This window comes from Bradyrhizobium sp. BEA-2-5, assembly GCF_032918025.1.
Taxonomy (GTDB): Bacteria; Pseudomonadota; Alphaproteobacteria; order Rhizobiales; family Xanthobacteraceae; genus Bradyrhizobium; species Bradyrhizobium pachyrhizi.
In genome coordinates this window covers 1486454-1504263 of sequence record NZ_CP136629.1, presented here as the reverse complement: position 1 = coordinate 1504263, position 17810 = coordinate 1486454, and the positions used below count along the sequence as shown (strand labels likewise).

Annotated in this window: 19 protein-coding genes; 8 read left to right on the top strand and 11 right to left on the bottom strand. The window is 64.6% G+C overall.

Translation table 11 applies throughout. The features are described from left to right. Positions 1-14: 14 nt before the first annotated feature. The gene (locus tag RX327_RS06945; protein WP_050384237.1) at positions 15-704 is read right to left on the bottom strand and encodes an ArsR/SmtB family transcription factor; all 690 of its coding nucleotides are present in this window, start codon (positions 702-704) and stop codon (positions 15-17) included. A gap of 198 nt (positions 705-902) precedes the next feature. On the opposite strand from RX327_RS06945, the gene RX327_RS06940 reads away from it, so the two are divergent. Next, positions 903-1385, top strand: a complete 483-nt coding sequence (locus RX327_RS06940) for a putative quinol monooxygenase (RefSeq protein ID WP_225162242.1) — start codon at positions 903-905, stop codon at positions 1383-1385. 46 nt (positions 1386-1431) lie between these two features. Here RX327_RS06940 and RX327_RS06935 read toward each other — a convergent pair whose 3' ends face one another. Further along, on the bottom strand, positions 1432-2577 hold the full coding sequence (locus RX327_RS06935) for an acyltransferase family protein (RefSeq protein ID WP_244481942.1): 1146 nt from the start codon (positions 2575-2577) through the stop codon (positions 1432-1434). 325 nt (positions 2578-2902) lie between these two features. Between RX327_RS06935 and RX327_RS06930 the strand changes: the two genes are divergently transcribed. After that, on the top strand, positions 2903-3316 hold the full coding sequence (locus tag RX327_RS06930; protein WP_050384239.1) for a hypothetical protein: 414 nt from the start codon (positions 2903-2905) through the stop codon (positions 3314-3316). On the opposite strand, the gene RX327_RS06925 is transcribed toward RX327_RS06930, so the two are convergent. After that, a complete protein-coding gene (locus RX327_RS06925) occupies positions 3313-4806 on the bottom strand; it encodes an FAD-linked oxidase C-terminal domain-containing protein (protein WP_317249844.1) in 1494 nt (497 codons plus the stop codon). The two genes, RX327_RS06930 and RX327_RS06925, sit on opposite strands and share 4 nt — an antisense overlap. 235 nt (positions 4807-5041) lie before the next feature. Here RX327_RS06925 and cycA point away from each other — a divergent pair, with 235 nt between their 5' ends. Then, positions 5042-5437, top strand: coding sequence for a cytochrome c-550 CycA (cycA, locus tag RX327_RS06920; protein WP_317249843.1), 396 nt, complete (start codon positions 5042-5044; stop codon positions 5435-5437). 187 nt (positions 5438-5624) lie between these two features. Here the strand turns inward: cycA and poxB are convergent, their stop codons facing one another. Next, entirely contained in the window at positions 5625-7361 is a 1737-nt protein-coding gene (gene poxB / locus RX327_RS06915; RefSeq protein WP_317249842.1) for a ubiquinone-dependent pyruvate dehydrogenase, read from the bottom strand. A 111-nt stretch (positions 7362-7472) separates the two neighbouring features. Beyond that, positions 7473-8435: an alpha/beta fold hydrolase gene (locus RX327_RS06910; protein ID WP_050384242.1), complete on the bottom strand. Its 963-nt coding sequence runs from the start codon at positions 8433-8435 to the stop codon at positions 7473-7475. A 359-nt stretch (positions 8436-8794) separates the two neighbouring features. On the opposite strand from RX327_RS06910, the gene RX327_RS06905 reads away from it, so the two are divergent. Continuing rightward, a complete protein-coding gene (locus tag RX327_RS06905; protein WP_018269760.1) occupies positions 8795-8971 on the top strand; it encodes a hypothetical protein in 177 nt (58 codons plus the stop codon). 97 nt (positions 8972-9068) lie between these two features. Here the strand turns inward: RX327_RS06905 and RX327_RS06900 are convergent, their stop codons facing one another. Both RX327_RS06900 and ykgO read right to left on the bottom strand, forming a co-directional pair. Beyond that, positions 9069-9737 carry a tetratricopeptide repeat protein gene (locus RX327_RS06900; RefSeq protein WP_317249841.1) on the bottom strand — a complete coding sequence of 223 codons (669 nt, stop codon included), beginning with the start codon at positions 9735-9737 and terminating at the stop codon, positions 9069-9071. Positions 9738-9860: 123 nt separating this feature from the next. After that, positions 9861-9986, bottom strand: a complete 126-nt coding sequence (ykgO, locus tag RX327_RS06895; protein WP_006611362.1) for a type B 50S ribosomal protein L36 — start codon at positions 9984-9986, stop codon at positions 9861-9863. A gap of 453 nt (positions 9987-10439) precedes the next feature. On the opposite strand from ykgO, the gene RX327_RS06890 reads away from it, so the two are divergent. Genes RX327_RS06890 through RX327_RS06875 form a run of 4 tightly spaced genes read left to right on the top strand, consistent with a single transcriptional unit; the run spans position 10440 to position 13419 of the window. Continuing rightward, positions 10440-11324: an amidohydrolase family protein gene (locus RX327_RS06890; RefSeq protein ID WP_317249840.1), complete on the top strand. Its 885-nt coding sequence runs from the start codon at positions 10440-10442 to the stop codon at positions 11322-11324. A 36-nt stretch (positions 11325-11360) separates the two neighbouring features. Continuing rightward, positions 11361-12200 (top strand): dienelactone hydrolase family protein, encoded by an 840-nt coding sequence (locus tag RX327_RS06885; protein ID WP_050384244.1) that lies wholly within the window; start codon positions 11361-11363, stop codon positions 12198-12200. Then, positions 12197-12940: a haloacid dehalogenase type II gene (locus RX327_RS06880; RefSeq protein ID WP_317249839.1), complete on the top strand. Its 744-nt coding sequence runs from the start codon at positions 12197-12199 to the stop codon at positions 12938-12940. The genes RX327_RS06885 and RX327_RS06880 overlap by 4 nt, the downstream gene beginning before the upstream one ends. A gap of 5 nt (positions 12941-12945) precedes the next feature. Next, complete coding sequence (locus tag RX327_RS06875; RefSeq protein ID WP_317249838.1) at positions 12946-13419, top strand: YbaK/EbsC family protein; 474 nt, start codon at positions 12946-12948, stop codon at positions 13417-13419. Here the strand turns inward: RX327_RS06875 and RX327_RS06870 are convergent. From RX327_RS06870 to RX327_RS06855, 4 genes are all read right to left on the bottom strand, one after another. Beyond that, positions 13416-13796 (bottom strand): hypothetical protein, encoded by a 381-nt coding sequence (locus tag RX327_RS06870; protein ID WP_168856521.1) that lies wholly within the window; start codon positions 13794-13796, stop codon positions 13416-13418. The genes RX327_RS06875 and RX327_RS06870 overlap by 4 nt on opposite strands. Positions 13797-13937: 141 nt before the next feature. Beyond that, positions 13938-14927, bottom strand: a complete 990-nt coding sequence (locus tag RX327_RS06865; protein ID WP_050384270.1) for a tripartite tricarboxylate transporter substrate binding protein — start codon at positions 14925-14927, stop codon at positions 13938-13940. A gap of 396 nt (positions 14928-15323) precedes the next feature. Then, the gene (locus tag RX327_RS06860; protein ID WP_317249837.1) at positions 15324-16028 is read right to left on the bottom strand and encodes a hypothetical protein; all 705 of its coding nucleotides are present in this window, start codon (positions 16026-16028) and stop codon (positions 15324-15326) included. Next, on the bottom strand, positions 15970-17760 hold the full coding sequence (locus RX327_RS06855; protein ID WP_317249836.1) for a hypothetical protein: 1791 nt from the start codon (positions 17758-17760) through the stop codon (positions 15970-15972). The genes RX327_RS06860 and RX327_RS06855 overlap by 59 nt, the downstream gene beginning before the upstream one ends. Between the last annotated feature and the right edge of the window lie 50 nt (positions 17761-17810).

The window sequence follows — 17810 nt, the reverse complement described above, 5'->3', positions numbered from 1 at the left end:
ATTCGGCTCCGAAATCAAATGCGCGCGCCGAACAAATTTCTGAATGCGAGGAGTCCGGCGTCGGTGATTTCGACGGAGCGGCCCTGCGGCCGGCGCCGGATCCAGTCCCGTTGCAATGCAAGGTCGGCAACCGCTGCCCCTGCCCGCCCGGCCAGATGCGGACGCCGCTCGCTCCAGTCGAGACACGGCCGGCACAGGACCCGCCGGCTCCGCGCCGGCGAACGCAGGTCGATGCCGAGATCGCCGAGAAAAGCACGGCCGGAAGCAGTCAGCTCGCCGGCCTCCTGGTCGAGATTGAGATGGCCGCGGTCCAGCATCGCGTCGGTGACGGCGACGCCGAGCTCGCCGGCAAGGTGGTCGTAGCAGGTCCGGGCCCGGCGCATCTCGGGATCGATGCGCGGCGGTGGCCGGGACGGGTCCGGATCGATCGCGGCAACCGTCATCATGCCCTCGAGCATCTGCGCAACCAGCGGGGTGGCCAGCCGGTAGAAGCGCCGCGGGCCGCGCCGCTCGACCTTGAGCAGCGCCCGTTCGACAAGCCGCGAAAGGTGCCAGCTCGCCGTCTGCGGCGTCACGCCCGCGACCAGCGCCAGCTCGCTCGCAGTCTGCGCCCGCCCGTCCATCAGCCGCGACAGGATGCTGGCGCGGCCGGGATCGGCGATCAGCCCGGCGAGTTCGGCAAGCTCCGGTGCGATGGTCTGCATGGCCGGCTCCGCTATCGATCGAAATATGCCCCTTGCGCTTGTCGCACGTCACGCCGCTGCAACGCTTCGATCATGATCGAAATGTTCACGACATCGACATTTCGATCATCACCGAACTCGGTTCGCCGAACGATCCATTATCTCTCGCGTTGCGGTTCGGCCGGCAGGACGGTTGGCGCGAATCATCTGGAGGCGAACATGAAACGTTCGGAAGTTTCGACCACGACGATGATCCTCACCCGACGATCGGCCATCGGCTCGTTCGCGATCATGGCGATCGCCGGCGTCTCGCCCTGGGCCGGATCGCAAGCTCGATCGGAGCACAGCAACGGAGGAATGCCAATGAAGCACTATGCGATGAGCACGAGAACCATCAGCGACGCGATCAACACATCAGGCCTTCTGGTTGTGGCGCAATGGGAAGCCAAGGAGGGACAGGCCGACAAGGTCGCGGAAATCCTCGACGGCTTCCTGCCAGAGGCGCAGAAGGACCCCGGCACCAAGCTGTTCCTGATCGGCCGCGGCAAGGACAATCCGGCGCAATTCCTGTTCTACGAATTGTTCCAGGACGAAGCCGCGTTCAAGGCACATCAGGACAGCGCGGCTTTCAAGACCTACATCGCGGAGCAAGCGCTGCCGCTGCTCGCCAAGCGCGAGCGGTCGCAATACGCGCTGCTGTGAAGAAAAGCGCGGCGGGGAGGATGCAAATCCTTCCCGCCGGCGCGGGTCAGATCGACGCGCCGCTGTTGCCGAGCGTTGCGCGCAAGCCGGCCCGCTCGGGCGGCCTGCGCCAGAACCCGACGATCGAGATCCGCGACAGCACCGCCGCCTCGAGGCTCTCGACCCGGGTTCGGAGCCGAAGCGCGCGTTTCTCGACGAGATGCCAGGATGCGACGGCGACGCCGAAGGCGAGCGGCAGGCTGATCAGGAGGTTCAGATACCAGTGCTGAACCGGCGGGCCGAAGGTGGCGACGCATTGCTGGATGACGAAGCCGTAGAGATATAACCCGTAGGAGTAATCGCCTGACGAGACAATCCAGCTCCGCCGCGGGTTCATCAAGCCGAGATAGCAGGCGACATAGGCGGCCGGCACGGGAGCCAGCGCGTCGCCGCGTCCGGTCGCCATGCCGGCGGCGCACAGCACCAGCGCCAGCAGGCACACAGTGCGGTTGAACGGCACCCTGTCGCGCCAGAGGTAGAAGCCGACGCCGGCAAGGAAGCAGAACACCAGAAGGTGCGGGCGAAGCTGGATCGGTACCTCGTCCCAGCGCCAGATGTCGTAGGCGATGAGCCCGATCTGGGCGATCACCATGAAGCCCAGGAACGCCACCCGGTTGAAGCAAATCGTGAGCACGGCGAGCAGCGCCAGGATGACGTAGCACCACAGCTCATACGGCACGGTCCAGAGCTGGGCGTTCACCAGATCCGGCAGCGGATTGTGCAGGAACACGCCCGGCAGCTCGTAATGGATGTCGCCGACGATATTGAGAAAATAGGCGTGGAATTTCGGATCGGCGACATATTGCGCCAACGGCAGCTCGGTGAAGACCGAGCCGACGATGATTGCCGATAGCGTGGTTTCGACCGCGAGCGCCGGCCCGATCCGCAGCACGCGCAGGCCGAGGAAGGAAATCAGGCTCTTGCACCGGAGCAGGCTTGCGGTCACCAAAAAGCCGCTCAGGGCAAAGAACAGCGCAAGGATCATCGCGACGCCGATGCGCAGCGTGCTCTGGATTTCCAGCGCGCGGCCGAGCCCGAGCGTCACGTTCGTGCTGTGCAGGCCAATGATCGACGCCGCCAGCGCGATCCGCATGTAGTCGAAACCCGCGGGCCGATTGCGCGAAAGCGCCAGCTGATCGGCCAGGCTGGGCATCGATGTGCTCCCGAAGACATGCATCTGCGGAAAATACCGAGCAACAGTCTAAGGCCGTGTAAATGGGTCCACGCTGTAATTGCAGCGACGCGCGACGGCGGCCACCGCGCAACGATCGGTTAAGGTTATCGGCCGGCTAGGGCGATGCGTCGAATTGTATCGACTGGTCCTCGCGCGTTGGTGGCCCTGGGCGCACGCTCACGTATGTTGGCCTGGCCTCGGGGCCGATAGCTGGCGTGGCTCCTGATGCCCTAGAAGCAGACTTGGTATCGTCATTCGGCAACCGTTGCTTTGATCCCGGCTCCGCCAGGAGGAAACCACCACGATGCACATCAAACTGACAGCCATCGCGCTGCTCGCCGTGATCGCGCCGGGACAGGCGGGTGCCGCCATGCTCAGCGACGCCGAGGCGTCGTTCCTCGACCAGCTCGCTACCGCAGCCGCGGTGCTCGAACAACGATGCACCGGCTTTGAGGCCAATGGTGCCGGCGGCGTTCAAACGGGCGCCAGACTTCTCGGCAGCCCCGACGCCGCGATGGCGATGATCAATGCGTTCGACGCGGCCATCAAGGCTCACGACGGCAATGACTACGATCCGCGCAAATTCCGCCTCGAGGTGTCCGAAGCGGCCGGCAAGACCTTCAAGCGCGTCCGCGAGGCGTTGATCACAGACCCGGAAGGGGCCTGCGCCGCCTATGGCGATAGCGGCGCGGCGTCGGGGCTGCTCAGACGGTACTAGAACCGCGGCAAATCCGGAAACGCCAGCTTGCCGTCATGGACATGCATGCGGCCGAGCTCGGCGCAGCGGTGCAGGGTCGGAAACACCTTTCCAGGATTGAGCAGGCCCTGCGCATCGAAGGCGCATTTCAGCCGCTGCTGCTGGTTGAGGTCGATCTCGGAGAACATCTCGGGCATGAGGTCGCGCTTCTCGATGCCGACGCCGTGCTCGCCGGTGAGCACGCCGCCGAATTCGACGCAGGCGCGCAGGATGTCGGCGCCGAAGGCTTCGGCGCGCTCGATCTCGCCGGGCTTGTTGGCATCGTAGAGGATCAGCGGATGCAGGTTGCCGTCGCCGGCGTGGAACACGTTGGCGCAGCCGAGCTGGTATTTTTCCGAGAGCTCGCGGATGCGGGCAAGCGCCTTCGGCAACGCGCCGCGCGGGATCGTGCCGTCCATGCAGAGATAGTCCGGCGAGATGCGCCCCACCGCCGGAAACGCGGCCTTGCGGCCGGCCCAGAACAGGTTGCGCTCGGCCTCCGAGGTCGAGATCTGGCACGTGGTCGAGCCGCAGGCATTGGCGATCGTCTCGACGCGCGTGATCAGCTCGTCGACCTCGATCTTGGGACCGTCGAGCTCGATGATGAGAAGCGCCTCGACGTCGAGCGGATAGCCGGCATGGACGAAAGCCTCGGCGGCGTGGATCGCCGGCTTGTCCATCATCTCCATGCCGCCCGGAATGATGCCGGCACCGATGATGCGCGCCACGCATTCGCCGGCCGCCTCGACCTCTGCAAAGCCGACCATCAGCGCGCGCGCCGTCTCCGGCTTCTGCAGGATGCGCACCGTGATCTCGGTGATGACGCCGAGCAGGCCTTCCGACCCGGTGATGACGCCCATCAGATCGTAGCCCGCGTTCTCCGCAGACTTGCCGCCGATGCGCAATATCTCGCCGCTCATCAGCACGATCTCGCAACCGAGCACGTTGTTGGTGGTCATGCCGTATTTCAGGCAATGAACGCCGCCGGAATTCTCGGCGACATTGCCGCCGATCGAGCAGGCGATCTGCGAGGACGGATCGGGCGCGTAATAGAAGCCGGCATGCGCGACCGCCTGGCTGATCGCAAGGTTGGTGACGCCGGGCTCGGTGACGACGACGCGGTTGTCGAAATCGATCTCGCGAATGCGCTTGAACTTGCCGAGCCCCAACAGCACGCCGTCTTCGAGCGGCAGCGCGCCGCCGGACAGCGAAGTGCCGGAGCCGCGCGGCACCACCTTGATGCCTTGCGCAGCACAATATTTCAGGACGAGCGAGACCTGCTCGGTCGTATCGGGCAGCACCACGACCATCGGCGGCTGGCGGTAGGCGGTCAGCCCGTCGGATTCATACGCCCGCATCTCGGCTGCGCTGTCGATCACGCCCTCACCGGGGACGATTGCGCGCAACGCAGCAATGATCTCCGCGCGGCGCGCGAGCACCGCCTGGTCGCTCGCAGGCATCATGATGGTCATCGTTGTTCCCTCGGTGGGCTTTTTGCCCTTCGCCGATTTGTTACGACAAATCAATCACGTCTGCACCTGTTTCAGTGAACCGGCCGAAGGTCGGATTGCCCCACCCCGTAATGGCGAGTTCTCTCTCGGACAAGCGGGCGGCCGCGAAACCTGTCAAAGTTTCGTGGCTTGTCCTGTCCAAGCCGGACATGCCACAAACGATCACTACCTCCCGGGACGAAACGAAGAGAACCCCATGAACCTAAAGACCTTGAGCGCGCTGGCGGTCGTCACATCGCTGGCTTCCGCACCCGCCGCGATGGCGCAGGATGTCGCGGCCGGCAAGACGTCGTTCAACAAATGCCTGGCCTGCCACGCGATCGGCGAAGGCGCCAAGAACAAGGTCGGCCCCGAACTCAACGGCCTCAACGGCCGCAAGTCGGGAACCGCGCCGGACTACAATTATTCGGACGCGAACAAGAATTCCGGCATCACCTGGGATGAGGCCACGTTCAAGGAATACATCAAGGACCCCAAGGCCAAGATCCCCGGTACCAAGATGGCCTTCGCCGGAATCAAGGACGAGACCGAGATCAACAATCTCTGGGCCTACGTCTCGTCGTTCGACAAGGACGGCAAGCAGAAGCAGTAATCGGCGGTATCGGACGTCGTCCGTCCTGCGCGCAAGCCAGGGCGGACGCCAGAAGGGGATGGCCTTTCTTCGAATGCCATCCCCTTCGGGCTCTTTGATTTAAGCATGATCTCCGCGCAAACGCGTTCCGCGTTTGTCGCGAAGGAAAACCGCTACGCACTTTTCCGGATCATGCCCGCCACCGAGATCAGCGCGACAAGAGATTGGTCTTGGCGAGGTCCAGCACCTCGTCGCCGCGGCCGTTCATCACCGCGCGCAGGACCCAGAGGCTGAAACCCTTGACCTGCTCTGCCGTGATGGTCGGCGGCATCGACAGCTCCTGCTTGGCGGTGACGACGTCGAGCAACGCCGGGCCGTCATGCGCGAGCACGTCGCGGATCGCGCCCTCGAGCTCGCCGGGATCCTCCACCCTGACGCCGTGAATACCCATCGCGCGCGCCATCGCGGCGAAATCGGGGTTCTCCAGATCGACACCGGTGTCGACGAAGCCCGCCGCCTTCATCTCCAGCGCGACGAAGCCCAGCACGCCGTTGTTGAACACGACGACCTTCACCGGCAGCTTCATCTGCGTCAGCGTGATGAGGTCGCCCATCAGCATGGTGAAGCCGCCGTCGCCGGAGAGCGAGATGACCTGGCGGCCGGGCTGCGCGGCCTGCGCGCCGATCGCCTGCGGCATCGCATTGGCCATCGAGCCGTGCACGAAGGAGCCGATCAGCCGGCGGCGGCCGTTCATGTCGAGATAGCGCGCGGCCCACACGGTCGGCGTGCCGACGTCGGCGGTGAATACCGCGTCGTCGCTCGCCTGCTCGCTGAGCAGACGGGCCAGATATTGCGGATGGATCGGCTTCTGGCCCGGCTTGCCGCGAGCGAGATCGTCGAGCCCGGCGCGGGCGTCCTTGTAATGCGCGAGGCTGGCATCGAGATGCTTGCGGTCGGTCTTCACATGGAGCTTCGGCAGCAGCGCGGCGATGGTCTCGCCGACGTCGCCGACGAGGCCGAGATCGATCTTGCACCGCCGGCCGAGATTTTCCGGGCGGATATCGATCTGCGCGATCTGGCAATTGGTCGGGAAGAACTGCTTGTAGGGGAAATCGGTGCCGAGCATCACCAGCGCGTCGCAGGCGTGCATGGCGGCATAGCCCGAGGAGAAGCCGATGAATCCGGTCATGCCGACGTCGTAAGGATTGTCGTACTCGACATGCTCCTTGCCGCCGAGCGCATGCACGATCGGGCTCTTCAGCGTCTCGGCAAGCTTGGTCAAGCCGTCATGCGCGCCGGCGCAGCCGCGGCCGCAGAACAGCGTGACGCGCCGCGCGCCATTGAGTAGCGCCGCCAGCGCATTCAACTCGTTATCGGCCGGACGCACGACCGGCGCCGGCGGCAGCAGGCCGGCATTCGGCGCGATATCGCGCTTCGGCGCCGTCCGCATCGCGACGTCGCCCGGCAGCACCAATACGGCAACGCCGCGCAGGCCGACGGCGGCGCGAATCGCGTTCTCCAGCACGTAGGGAAGCTGGCTCGAATCCGAGACCAGCTCGCAATAATGACTGCATTCGCGGAACAGGTTCTGCGGATGGGTCTCCTGGAAATAGCCGCCGCCGATCTCGGCGGTGGGGATCTGCGCCGCAATCGCCAGCACCGGAACGCGGCTGCGGTGAGCATCGAACAGCCCGTTGATCAGATGCAGATTGCCCGGGCCGCAGGAGCCGGCGCACACCGCGAGCGCTCCCGTGATCTGGGATTCGGCGGCGGCGGCGAACGCGGCCACCTCCTCGTGACGCACATGCAGCCAATCGATCGTGCCGCGCTTGCGCAACGCCTCGGTCAGGCCGTTGAGGCTGTCGCCGACGACACCGTAGATGCGTTTGACGCCGGCCTGGGCAAGGGTTTCAGCGATGAGGTCGGCAATGTTGTCGATCCGCATGAGATGTGTCCTTTAATGCAATCCGAAACCGCGTGGTCCGCATGATGTTCGGCGCCACGCGGCGGCGCAAGCCTTGCCGGATCACATTCGCGCGGCGCAAACGCGCGGCAGCTATTGCGCCGTCACCACGTCCGGCACCATCAGGTCGGCCATCGTCTCGATCTCGGACGCCACGAGGTCGGGCACGACGTACTGCACCATGTGACCAGTGCCCGGCAGCACGATGAGCTTGGCGTTCGGTGCCGTGGCGGCGAGCGGCCGCGAGTGGATGCCGGTCGAGACCGTCTTGTCGACGTCGTCCGAAATGATTGACAGCGGTGCCCTGATCTCGGCATAGCGCGGCGCCTGCTCGATGACGGCGGCCTTCAGCGTGACGAGGTCGCGCGCATTGGCGATGAACTCGCGCGGGCGCAGCAGGAGCAATGACTCGCTGTCGCGGACGAAATCGGCCGGCACCGGCTGCGGCGCGAACACGCCGCGCGCAGCCGAACTGGCAATGAGGAGACCGAGCGGCAGCGTGATCGTATGCGCGAGCAACGGCCCGATCAGTGGTGTCGAGATCACATCATTGTAGCGTCCGGCGCCGCCGCGCCACGGATAGGCGACGGGCGCGAGCAGCACGAGGCCGGCGACGCGGTCCGGATGATCCAGTGCAATGCGCAAAGCGAGCGCGCCGGCCCAGGAATGCGCCACGACGATCGCCCGCTCGACGCCGAGCCTGGTCAGCGCCTCCACGATCATCCGGGCCTGGATCGCGGGTGTCGAATCCGCGACGCGCTCGCGCGTGCTCCAGCCGTGACCCGGCCGGTCGATCAGGATCACCCGGCGCGCTTCGGCAACGCGATCGCCGAGCGGCTGCATCGCGCGGAGATTGGAGCTTGCACCATGCAGCATCACGACCGGCGGCCCGACCGCGTCGTGCGAGCCGAGTTCGACCACATGCAGCCGCGCCCCGGCCACGTCGATCATTCGCCCCCGAGGCGGGAAGGCGCGCTGGATCAGCAGGGTGCCGATTTGCGTCGCCAGCGCAAGGGCGAGCCCTGCGGCCGCCAGCGCAATGATTGCGGTCAACATCGAGGAGATCCGAAGGGTCTTAGGCACCTGATTGGGCACCTGACAATTACGACGAAGCCGAAATCAGGTTTCGCGCGGATGTGCCCCCTGCCCGGGCATGCTCTTGTATGGAAAGCCAATTGTCGATTTTCCGGCTCGCGTCCCGGCGCGGAGTTGTCCACAATGCGCCCAGCCTGTGGATAGCGGGTTCATACCTGCGTCATTAGTTATTTCATAGATTGGCGGTGGCAATTTCGCCATCAGACGCGAGGCTTCATCGAAACCGGGACGCCCCTGGAACGCTTCCTGGTTTGTACACAGTATCCACAGGAACCGGCGTCCGCATGACGAGTTCAACGGGAAGTAATCGGAGGAGTACCATGATTTCCGACCCTAGCGATGCGGCCATCGATCAGATCGTGGCGAGCTGCAATGGCGACCTGCGCGGCGCCCTGAAGGCACTGTTGCTGGTGAATGAGCACCTGGAGGCGGAGCTTCAGCAATTCTATGCTGCCGTAGCCCAGGACACCGCGTCCCGCGGCAAGTTCTTGCACTAGCCTCCTGCGCCGGACCGTACCGCGAGCAAGCATCAGGCTCGCGCGCAACGTGCCCATTCGCGGCCATCGCCCCACGATCGCGATCAATCGCACGCAATCAGATATCGCGGCCTTCGACCTTTTCGGTCAGCTGCTTGACGATCTGCGGCACCTTCTCGAGGTAGGGATTGACGGCGAGCGCCTTGCGGTAAGCGTCCAGCGCGCGCTTCTCGTCGCCGACCTCCTGCATGATCATGCCGAGGCCGGCGAGCGCGCCGAAATGGCGCGGTTCACGGGTCAGCACCTGCTGCAGGTCTCCCAGCGAACGAACGTAATCGTTCTTCAAGTAGTAGATCGTCGCACGCCGGTTCCAGGCCTCGACATAGTCGGGGCGGAGCTTGATCACCGCGTCCAACAGCTTCAGCGCGACATCGACATTCTGGGCGTCGATCGCCGCCTTGGCACGCACCATCAGAAGCGCGGCGGTGTCGCTTGGGGTCTGGAGCCAGATCGCCCAGATCCTCGCCTCGACATGCTTGGCGCTGGCCTCGTCGGGAGCGGCCTTCAGCGCGCCGAACAGGAAATCGAGCCCGCGGGTCCGGTCGGCCGGCACCTTCGGCAGCTTGGTCGGAGCCTCAGGTAGTTTTTTCTGGGCCCTGGGCGGCGGGACCACCCGCGGATCGTCCTGCGCGACGGCTGCAACAGGCATGGCCAGAAGCGCGGCGATCAGGATCGCCAGCCAGCGGTTGGTGGATCCCAGGAACTTGAATCCGAGCTTTAATCCCATGGCGGAAGTCTAGACGCACAACGCCGCACTGCAAAGCAGCGCGGCGTCAAAGACCTGTGAAGGAGTGATCGGAATCGGCCGGCGATCCGGGCGGGATCAGCCTTGTCGATCAGATTTGTCGGATCAGCCCTGCCGCGCCTTGAAGCGGCGCTGCACCTTGTTGATCACATAAACCCGGCCCTTGCGGCGGACCAGGCGGTTAGCGCGATGGCGACCGCGCAGCGATTTCAGCGAGTTACGGACCTTCATGGCAGAATCCTGTTACTTCGAAAGGCCCGTGTTGGAGGCCGTACCTGATCAATGCCAATATTTGGCAAAATGGGATTTATCCCGATAAGCGGCCTGCCGCCCGGGACGGCCGCGTTCTAAGCCATCGGACCGTTAAATGTCAACCGAGACGGGCCGATTTTCGGGCCTGTCCTGGCCGGGAACCCGCCCAAGGCACCGCGCCACGCCATTGAGATCGCTTTGGAAACGGCGACGACCACAATTGTCCGGAGCAACGACGCGACCCGCCATCTCTCTTTGACCATGGCGTCACGGCCGCCGAATCGCGTTTTCGTCCTCCTCGCGCCCGCCCACGACCGGACCTCGTGTCGGATTGAGCTCGGCCCACGACCATATCCTCTCGGCGCTTGCGAAAATCGTTATATCATATAATTATTTTCCATCACCAATGAACACGCCCGCCGGGGAAGCCGAATGCCCAAGCTCAAACTGCCCGATATCGAAAAGGTCACAGCGATCGACATCCACACTCATGCCGAGGAGCCCTGTGGCTGCCACGCCGACGATGGCTATGACGATTTCCAGGCGCAGATGGCCGAGTACTTCAAGTCGCCGAACAAGCATCCACCGACCGTGCCGGAGACCGCGGCCTACTACCGCTCCAAGAATATCGCCGCAGTGATCTTCCCTGTCGATGCCGAGCGCGAGACCGGCTTCCGCCGCTACAACAATTACGAGATGCTGGAGGTGGCCTCCGAGCATCTCGACGTCCTCATCCCCTTCGTCTCGATCGACCCGCACAAGGGCAAGCTCGGCGCGCGCGAGGCGCGCAAGCTGATCGAGGAATACGGCGTGCGCGGCTTCAAATTCCACCCGACCATGCAGGGCTTCTACGCCAACGACCGCATGGCCTATCCGCTCTATGAAGAGATCAACAATGGCGGGGCGATCGCGCTGTTTCACACCGGCCAGACCGGCGTCGGCTCGGGCATGCCCGGCGGCATGGGCATGCGGCTGAAATATTCCAACCCGATGTACATGGACGACGTCGCGGCCGATTTCCCCGACCTCAAGATCATCCTCGCCCACCCCTCCTTCCCATGGCAGGAGGAAGCGCTGTCGGTCGCGACCCACAAGCCGAACGTCTATATCGACCTCTCGGGCTGGTCGCCGAAATATTTCCCGCCGATCCTGGTGCGCTACATCAACTCGATCCTGCAGGACAAGATGCTGTTCGGCTCGGACTGGCCGGTGATCACGCCGGACCGCTGGCTGTCCGACTTCGCCAAGATCGACATCCGCGACGAGATCCGGCCGAAGGTGCTGAAGGCCAACGCGCGGAAGATTTTGGGGATCTGAGGGAGTATTGTCGGCGGCAAGCTTCGGAGGTGGTTCATGACGAACTTCACCGGACTTGCCACCCTCTCCGCACTCCTGATCGGAAGCGCAGGGCTATGCTGCGCGGCACGCGGCGGGCAGCCGCCCGCGTTCGTCGAATTCGAGAGCCCGCTTGCAAGTGCGCAGCCGCTGCAAGGCTATCTGCGAACACCCGATGGACCGGGCCCCTCACCCGCCGTGGTGCTGCTGCACGGCTGCGCCGGCTTCTTCAAGCAACTCGACGAGCGCTGGGGCAAGCGGCTGGCGGCCTGGGGTTATGTCACGCTCACGGTCGACCGGTTCGGGCCGCGCGGCATCACCAGCGCCTGCACGAACGGCGCGCCGGCCGCAACCGTCCATGACGCCTATCGTGCGCTGAGCTATCTCGCGCGGCAATCGGCGGTCGATCCCGATCGCGTCGCGGTGGTCGGGTTCTCGCAAGGCGCCTGGCTCGCCCTGCTCTCGGTCGAGCGTGGCGCGATCGAACATAACGCGGCAGAGAAATTCCGCGCGGCCGTCGCGTTCTACCCACCCTGCCTCAGCATCAAGGGCGACATGACGGTGCCGACGCTGATCATGGTCGGCGAGCTCGACGACTGGACGCCGGCCAAGGAGTGCCGGACCCTGGCCGAGGGCCGCGACGACTACGGCATCTCCCGGCAGAATAGTGCGGGACACCCGATCGAGCTGATTGTCTATCCCGGCGCCTATCACGGTTTCGACGTGCCGCATTACAGCACGCCGGTGCAGATGCTGGGTCATCACCTCGAATTCAACGAGGTGGCCAGGGATCAATCCATCGACGCAATCAGGAAATTCCTGTATGCGACAATCGGCGGGCAAGAGAGATCACAATGACCATCAAGGCAATCGTATTCGACGCCTACGGAACGCTGTACGACATTCAATCGGTCGCCGACATCACCGAGGATGCGTTTCCGGGCTATGGCGAGATCATCACGCAGGTCTGGCGCATCAAGCAGCTCGAATACACCTGGCTGCGCTCGCTGATGCGGCGCTACCAGGATTTTGCCGCCGTCACCCGCGACTCGCTCGCCTATACGCTACGCTGCCTCGGCCTGCAATGTGACGCGGCGACCTTCGCCCGCATCATCGACAAATATCAGCATCTGGCGCTGTATCCGGACGCGGTCGGCGCGCTCGAGGCGATGAAGGACAAGAAGCTCGCCATCCTTTCCAACGGCAGCCCTGACATGCTCAATGCGCTCGTGCGCAATTCGGGCCTCGATGCCCTGCTCGATGCCACCATCAGCGTCGATGCCCACAAGGTGTTCAAGCCGGCGCCCGAGGCCTACACGCTGATCGAGGAGGTGCTGAAAGTACCGCCGGCGGAGGTGCTGTTCATCTCCTCCAATCCGTGGGACGCCTGCGGTGCCAAGTCGTTCGGCCTCAACGTCGCATGGATCGAGCGGGTGACGCCGCAGGCGATGGCGCTGGCCTGCGTCGAAAGCGAGACGGTCGCCCCATTGACGATGTTCAAGACGCTACGTACCCAGATGGACGAGCTCGGCGTCGTGCCCGATCACCGGATCCACGGTCTCTCCGAACTTCCCGCCCTGGTGTCTGCAAGGTCCTGAACGACATGAGCCTCGAGTCCGTCCGCGCCTTCTTCGCCGAGAAGGCGCCCGAAATCTCCGTGATCGAATCCACCACGAGCTCCGCGACCGTCGCGCTGGCGGCCGAGGCCTATGGTGTCGAGCCGGGACGGATCGCCAAGACGCTGTCGTTGCGGATCGGCGAGCGCGTGATCCTGATCGTCGCCGCCGGCACTTCACGCATGGACAACAAGAAGGTGAAGGCGCAGTTCGGCGGCAAGCCGAAGATGCTGGGTCTGAAGGAAGTCGCCGAGATCACCGGGCACGAGGTTGGCGGCGTCTGTCCCTTCGGTCTGAAATCGCCGCTGCCGATCTATTGCGACGTCTCGCTGAAGGCGTTCGACGTCGTGGTGCCAGCCGCAGGCTCGACCCACAGCGCGGTCCGCATCACGCCCGACAGGATGGCGGAGCTGACTGCGGCCGAATGGGTCGACGTCTGCGAAGTCAGACCTGGGGACTAGTCTTCATCGTCGAACGGCGGCCGCGATGGCGCCGGCTGCATCGGCTGTGGTGCGCGCGGCCGCTGCTGCATCTGCGGCTGCTGCGGCGCGCGGCCCTGCGCTTGCGGCTGTTGGGCTCGCCCCTGTGTCTGCGACTGTTGCGCGTTTGATTCGAACACGGCACGACAACTGTTGGAAAGTTGCGGCGTGTTCTGCCGCAGGCAAGCCACGATGCGCTGCACGTCGGGCACCTGGTCGCTGCAGAGCCGCCACACGTCCGGTGTGCACGCCATCTGCTGTTCCCAGGTTCCCCGATACTCCTCGGCGACGGCGGCCGTTGCCGTGACAGCTCCGCCGATCGCTATGGCAAGGCTCAGGACGATCCGCTGCGATCGCATGTCGGGCTCCCGTTGTTCCAGATACTGGCCCGCGCGCGCATGTTCCCGCGCCGCGATTTGCTCCAAAGCTGCCCAATGAATGCGGCCAAGGATCGTTCGCGCAGACAACTAAAAGTGAAGAGAGTTTGTCCCGCGAGTTCCCTATTCGACCTTGCCGATCTTCTTCACCGCCGCGATCAACCGCGCGCTGTCCTCTGCAACAAATTTTGAGAACGCCGGCGCGTCCATATAAGCGACAGGACTGCCCGCGGTTTCGAAGGTCTTGATTACCTGCGGCGCCTTCACGGCATCGGCCATCGCCGCGCGCAACCGGTCCATGATCGGCATCGGCAGCGCTGACTGCGCGAACAGTCCCGCCCAGATGTAGAACTCGACGTCCTTGTAGCCGAGTTCCTTGAAGGTCGGCAGATCGGGGAAGCTCGCGATCCGCTCGGCGCCCCAATTGGCGAGCACGCGCATCTTGCCGTCCTCGACCTGCTGCTTGAGCGTGCCCGGCGCCGACGCCAATGCCTGCACGGTCCCGGAGAGCAGCGCGGTGAGCGCCGGGCCTGCGCCACGGAACGGCACGTGCAGCAGCTTTATTCCTGCGCTCGCCGCGAACATCTCCATCGCGACATGCAGCGTGCCGTACGGACCGGACGAGCCGTAGGGGATCTGTCCCGGGCGTTTCTTCGCGTCGTCGACGAATTCCTGCAGCGTCTTCCACGGCGCCGAGGCCGGCACCGCCAGCAGCGTCGGGTCGGCAAGCACACGCGCGATCGGCGCGAACTGCGACACCTCATAAGCCACCGGACGATCGAACAGCCGGTCGGCCTCCGGCAGCACTGCGAGCGAGGACAGCGTCATCAGCAGCGTGTAGCCGTCGGGCTCGGCGCGCGCGGCCTGCGCATTGCCGATCGATCCGCCTGCTCCGCCGGCGCGATTGTCGACGATCACAGGCTTGCCGAGGATACGCTCCAGCGCAAGCGCCACCGGCCGCGCCGCAAGGTCGGCCTGGCCGCCGGCCGGAAACGGCACGATCATCGTGATGTTGCGGTTGGGATAGGCGCCTTGCGCAAACGCTGGCTTGGCGAGCGCAGCCTGCGCAAGCGGCAATGCGGCAGCGGCGCGCAGGAGTTCGCGGCGATTCATCGAGAGTTTCTCCCCAATCATTTTTTGGCGATCGCAGCCGATCGCGATGCCGCGGTCAGAGCCGCGGCTTGATCGCATGGTGCAGGAGCGGAGCGCTGATCTCAAGCGTCCTGCGCGCCGCATCTGACGCCGACGGACCGATGGGGAAGATCGAGCCTAGTCGGGCCGAGTGCATGCTGAGATTCGATCGAATAACGACGGCGCTGTGCTCCCTCTCCCCGTTCTTACGGGGAGAGGGTTGGGGTGAGGGGCTGCCTCCGCGTAAACGGCGACAGTTGGACTTGTGGAGGCCCCCCCTCACCCGGAACGCATCTAGCGATGCGTTCCGACCTCTCCCCGCACACGGGGCGAGGTAAAGCTGAATCCGCTGCGCGATGTGATGTAAGTCATCTTGCTCTAACGCTTGCGCGCCGCCTTGCGGGTCTTTCCGACCGACCGCTTGCTGGCCGCACCGCGCTTGGTCGCGGTCTTCTTGCTGGCGGCTGCGCGTCGGACCGGAGCAGCTGCGGCCGGCCGCCTGCGCGCCACCGCCTTCTTCGGCGCCTTCCTGGCCGTTTCCCTCGCAGCTTTCCTGGCGGCCTTCTTCGCTGCTTGCGGACGCGCGCGTCGCGCGGTTGTCGCGCCGCGGCGCCGCGTGCTGCTGCCTCCGATCGGAACAAGGTGGTCGTCGGCATCCAGTGTGAGCTGCTGGAGCGGGAACGCCGGCAGGAAGCTGGGGTCGTTGTAGAGCTTGCTCAAACTGTCCTGATCGAACTTGCCGCCCTGCCCGCGGTCCTCGCCCGCGCCGGCGCGCCAGGCCGCTTCCCAGACCCGGGCCAGGGTCTTGGCACCGTCCTGCATGCAGGATGCGGTGGCGTCCTTCAGCTTCGACCACAGCGCCTCGACCTGGCCGCTGCCCATATGCGAATTGAACAGGTTGACGATGGTCATCGGCGGCAGCCGCTTCACGGTTCGCTGCATCAGTGCGACCACGGCAACCGCGGCGTCGCGGCCGGTCGGCGTGCCGCCCGGAGCAATCTCCGCGACGTCGCTGGTCCGGGCGTCAGGGATCATCTTGATGAGATCCTTGCCGTGGCGGCCGATCATCGTGGTCTCGTACACGCTGTGCACCTTGGCGTGCGCCTTGTCGTTCGGATCGAGGCCATGGTGGAATTGCGAGATGTGCAGCGGCTGGCAGGCATCGCCGATGTAATGTGCGACGATGCCCGCGGCGCACACGAACTCCAGCTTCTTGTTGGCGGCGGCGTACTCGACCATCTCGTCGAAAATCTGCCAGACCCGGAACGGCAGCGCGCCGCGCCGGTCCTCGCCGATCCCTTCGTAATAGTCGTTCCAGACCTTCGGATCGACGTTGCGCGTCGAACTCCGCGCAAAGATCGAGCAGCGTCTTGCCGTCCCTGCCCGGCTTGTCCATGTCGGCGAAGTGATTGCTTTCGTCGGTGTGCCGGGTGAAACGCCAGACCAGGTCGGCGACATCGGCCAGCGGCGAGAATGTGCCTCGCTGATGCGGCTTGAGGTCGGCGAGCAGCTTGTCGTCGAGGCCGATATTGTCGGAATTGGCGTCCATCATGGTGGCGAGCTTGGGCAGCTTCGCATCGATCAGACCGGTCGCGTAGGCACCGATCTTGACGTGGCCCCATTCGCCCCAATACTCGGTGTGACCGGCATTCCAGTCGCCGATCAACTCGACATCGAGCTCGCGGCACAGTGTCGACATGCAGATGCCGAGCGCGACCTGCATCGGGACCTTGCCGCTCGATCCGAACAATTCCTGGCCGCCCCATTCGAGCGCCAGGGGACTGAGGATCCGCGCGCCGCTGGCGTTCTTCTTGGCGTCCGGATCGTCGACAAACCAGACCGTGCCGGAGTCGCCGGGATAATTGTTGAGCGGCGTGTCGCCGTCGCGCGGGCCGATCACGAAATCGCTGACATATTCCATGCCGCCGACGGTCTTGTAGCGATAGAACAGGCCGAGGATCTTGCCCTTCATCAATCCGCTGGTCGCACCGAACGCGATCAGCGGCTGGTTGATGATGTCGAGACGGAAGGTGCCGACATTCAGGTCGACGACGTCGCCGACCTGGCCGACGCCGTAAACCTGCGCGGTCCAGCCCTTGACGTCATCGACGCGGATCAGGCCGGCATCGAGATTGGCCACCACGCGCGAGCCGGGCCAGCCGGGATAGACCTCGCTGAAGGCGCGCTTGCCGAGTTGCAGCGCATCACTGACGCCGAGGCGGCGATCGGTGTTCTTGAAGCCGGCGAAGATCTCGCGGCCGGCGGCGCCGACCACGTGACGGTTGGAGAGCGCAAACACCGTCTCGCCGTTGGTGACGAGACAGCCGATCGAGCCGCGGTGGATCTTGCCCTGGATCATGGTCTGTACCGGAAAGCCGCCGCCGACCAGATCGCTCCTGAACACCGGCGGATCGACGGTGCCGGGGCTGCCCTCGTTCGGATCGACCTTGACGACGCAGGTGGGCACGACGCGACCGTCCGGCAGATAGAGGAACGGAGGTACCAGCTGGTCCTGCTTCTCGGGATGGTTTTTCAGCTCGGAGCGCTTCATCCAGTCGCGAACGAAGACGAGGATGCAGGGCCACGACCAATCCTTGACCGACGAATTGAACAGCGTGCGCGGACCGAGCGCCTGCGGCTTGGAGTGCGCCTTTCTTTCCGTCGCGTTGCGGTCGTTGTCCCGGATCAGATAGCGGCCGATCGCCGTGGCATAGACCGATTGCAGATGTGCCAGATGCACGTGATAGGCCTCGCGGGCATCGAGCAGGTCCTTCACCGACAATGACGTGAAATCGTGCTTGGTCAGATCAATCATCTGGTTCCTCCGAAAATGCGCTTTGCGGCAACACCGGTCCAGGACGCAGA

What these genes read in the sequence shown, in the direction of transcription:
- RX327_RS06945 (WP_050384237.1), bottom strand. Translation starts at nt 704, where the DNA reads ATGCAGACCATCGCACCGGAGCTTGCCGAACTCGCCGGGCTGATCGCC.
- RX327_RS06940 (WP_225162242.1), top strand. Translation starts at nt 903, where the DNA reads ATGAAACGTTCGGAAGTTTCGACCACGACGATGATCCTCACCCGACGA.
- RX327_RS06935 (WP_244481942.1), bottom strand. Translation starts at nt 2,577, where the DNA reads ATGCCCAGCCTGGCCGATCAGCTGGCGCTTTCGCGCAATCGGCCCGCG.
- RX327_RS06930 (WP_050384239.1), top strand. Translation starts at nt 2,903, where the DNA reads ATGCACATCAAACTGACAGCCATCGCGCTGCTCGCCGTGATCGCGCCG.
- RX327_RS06925 (WP_317249844.1), bottom strand. Translation starts at nt 4,806, where the DNA reads ATGACCATCATGATGCCTGCGAGCGACCAGGCGGTGCTCGCGCGCCGC.
- cycA (WP_317249843.1), top strand. Translation starts at nt 5,042, where the DNA reads ATGAACCTAAAGACCTTGAGCGCGCTGGCGGTCGTCACATCGCTGGCT.
- poxB (WP_317249842.1), bottom strand. Translation starts at nt 7,361, where the DNA reads ATGCGGATCGACAACATTGCCGACCTCATCGCTGAAACCCTTGCCCAG.
- RX327_RS06910 (WP_050384242.1), bottom strand. Translation starts at nt 8,435, where the DNA reads ATGTTGACCGCAATCATTGCGCTGGCGGCCGCAGGGCTCGCCCTTGCG.
- RX327_RS06905 (WP_018269760.1), top strand. Translation starts at nt 8,795, where the DNA reads ATGATTTCCGACCCTAGCGATGCGGCCATCGATCAGATCGTGGCGAGC.
- RX327_RS06900 (WP_317249841.1), bottom strand. Translation starts at nt 9,737, where the DNA reads ATGGGATTAAAGCTCGGATTCAAGTTCCTGGGATCCACCAACCGCTGG.
- ykgO (WP_006611362.1), bottom strand. Translation starts at nt 9,986, where the DNA reads ATGAAGGTCCGTAACTCGCTGAAATCGCTGCGCGGTCGCCATCGCGCT.
- RX327_RS06890 (WP_317249840.1), top strand. Translation starts at nt 10,440, where the DNA reads ATGCCCAAGCTCAAACTGCCCGATATCGAAAAGGTCACAGCGATCGAC.
- RX327_RS06885 (WP_050384244.1), top strand. Translation starts at nt 11,361, where the DNA reads ATGACGAACTTCACCGGACTTGCCACCCTCTCCGCACTCCTGATCGGA.
- RX327_RS06880 (WP_317249839.1), top strand. Translation starts at nt 12,197, where the DNA reads ATGACCATCAAGGCAATCGTATTCGACGCCTACGGAACGCTGTACGAC.
- RX327_RS06875 (WP_317249838.1), top strand. Translation starts at nt 12,946, where the DNA reads ATGAGCCTCGAGTCCGTCCGCGCCTTCTTCGCCGAGAAGGCGCCCGAA.
- RX327_RS06870 (WP_168856521.1), bottom strand. Translation starts at nt 13,796, where the DNA reads ATGCGATCGCAGCGGATCGTCCTGAGCCTTGCCATAGCGATCGGCGGA.
- RX327_RS06865 (WP_050384270.1), bottom strand. Translation starts at nt 14,927, where the DNA reads ATGAATCGCCGCGAACTCCTGCGCGCCGCTGCCGCATTGCCGCTTGCG.
- RX327_RS06855 (WP_317249836.1), bottom strand. Translation starts at nt 17,760, where the DNA reads ATGATTGATCTGACCAAGCACGATTTCACGTCATTGTCGGTGAAGGAC.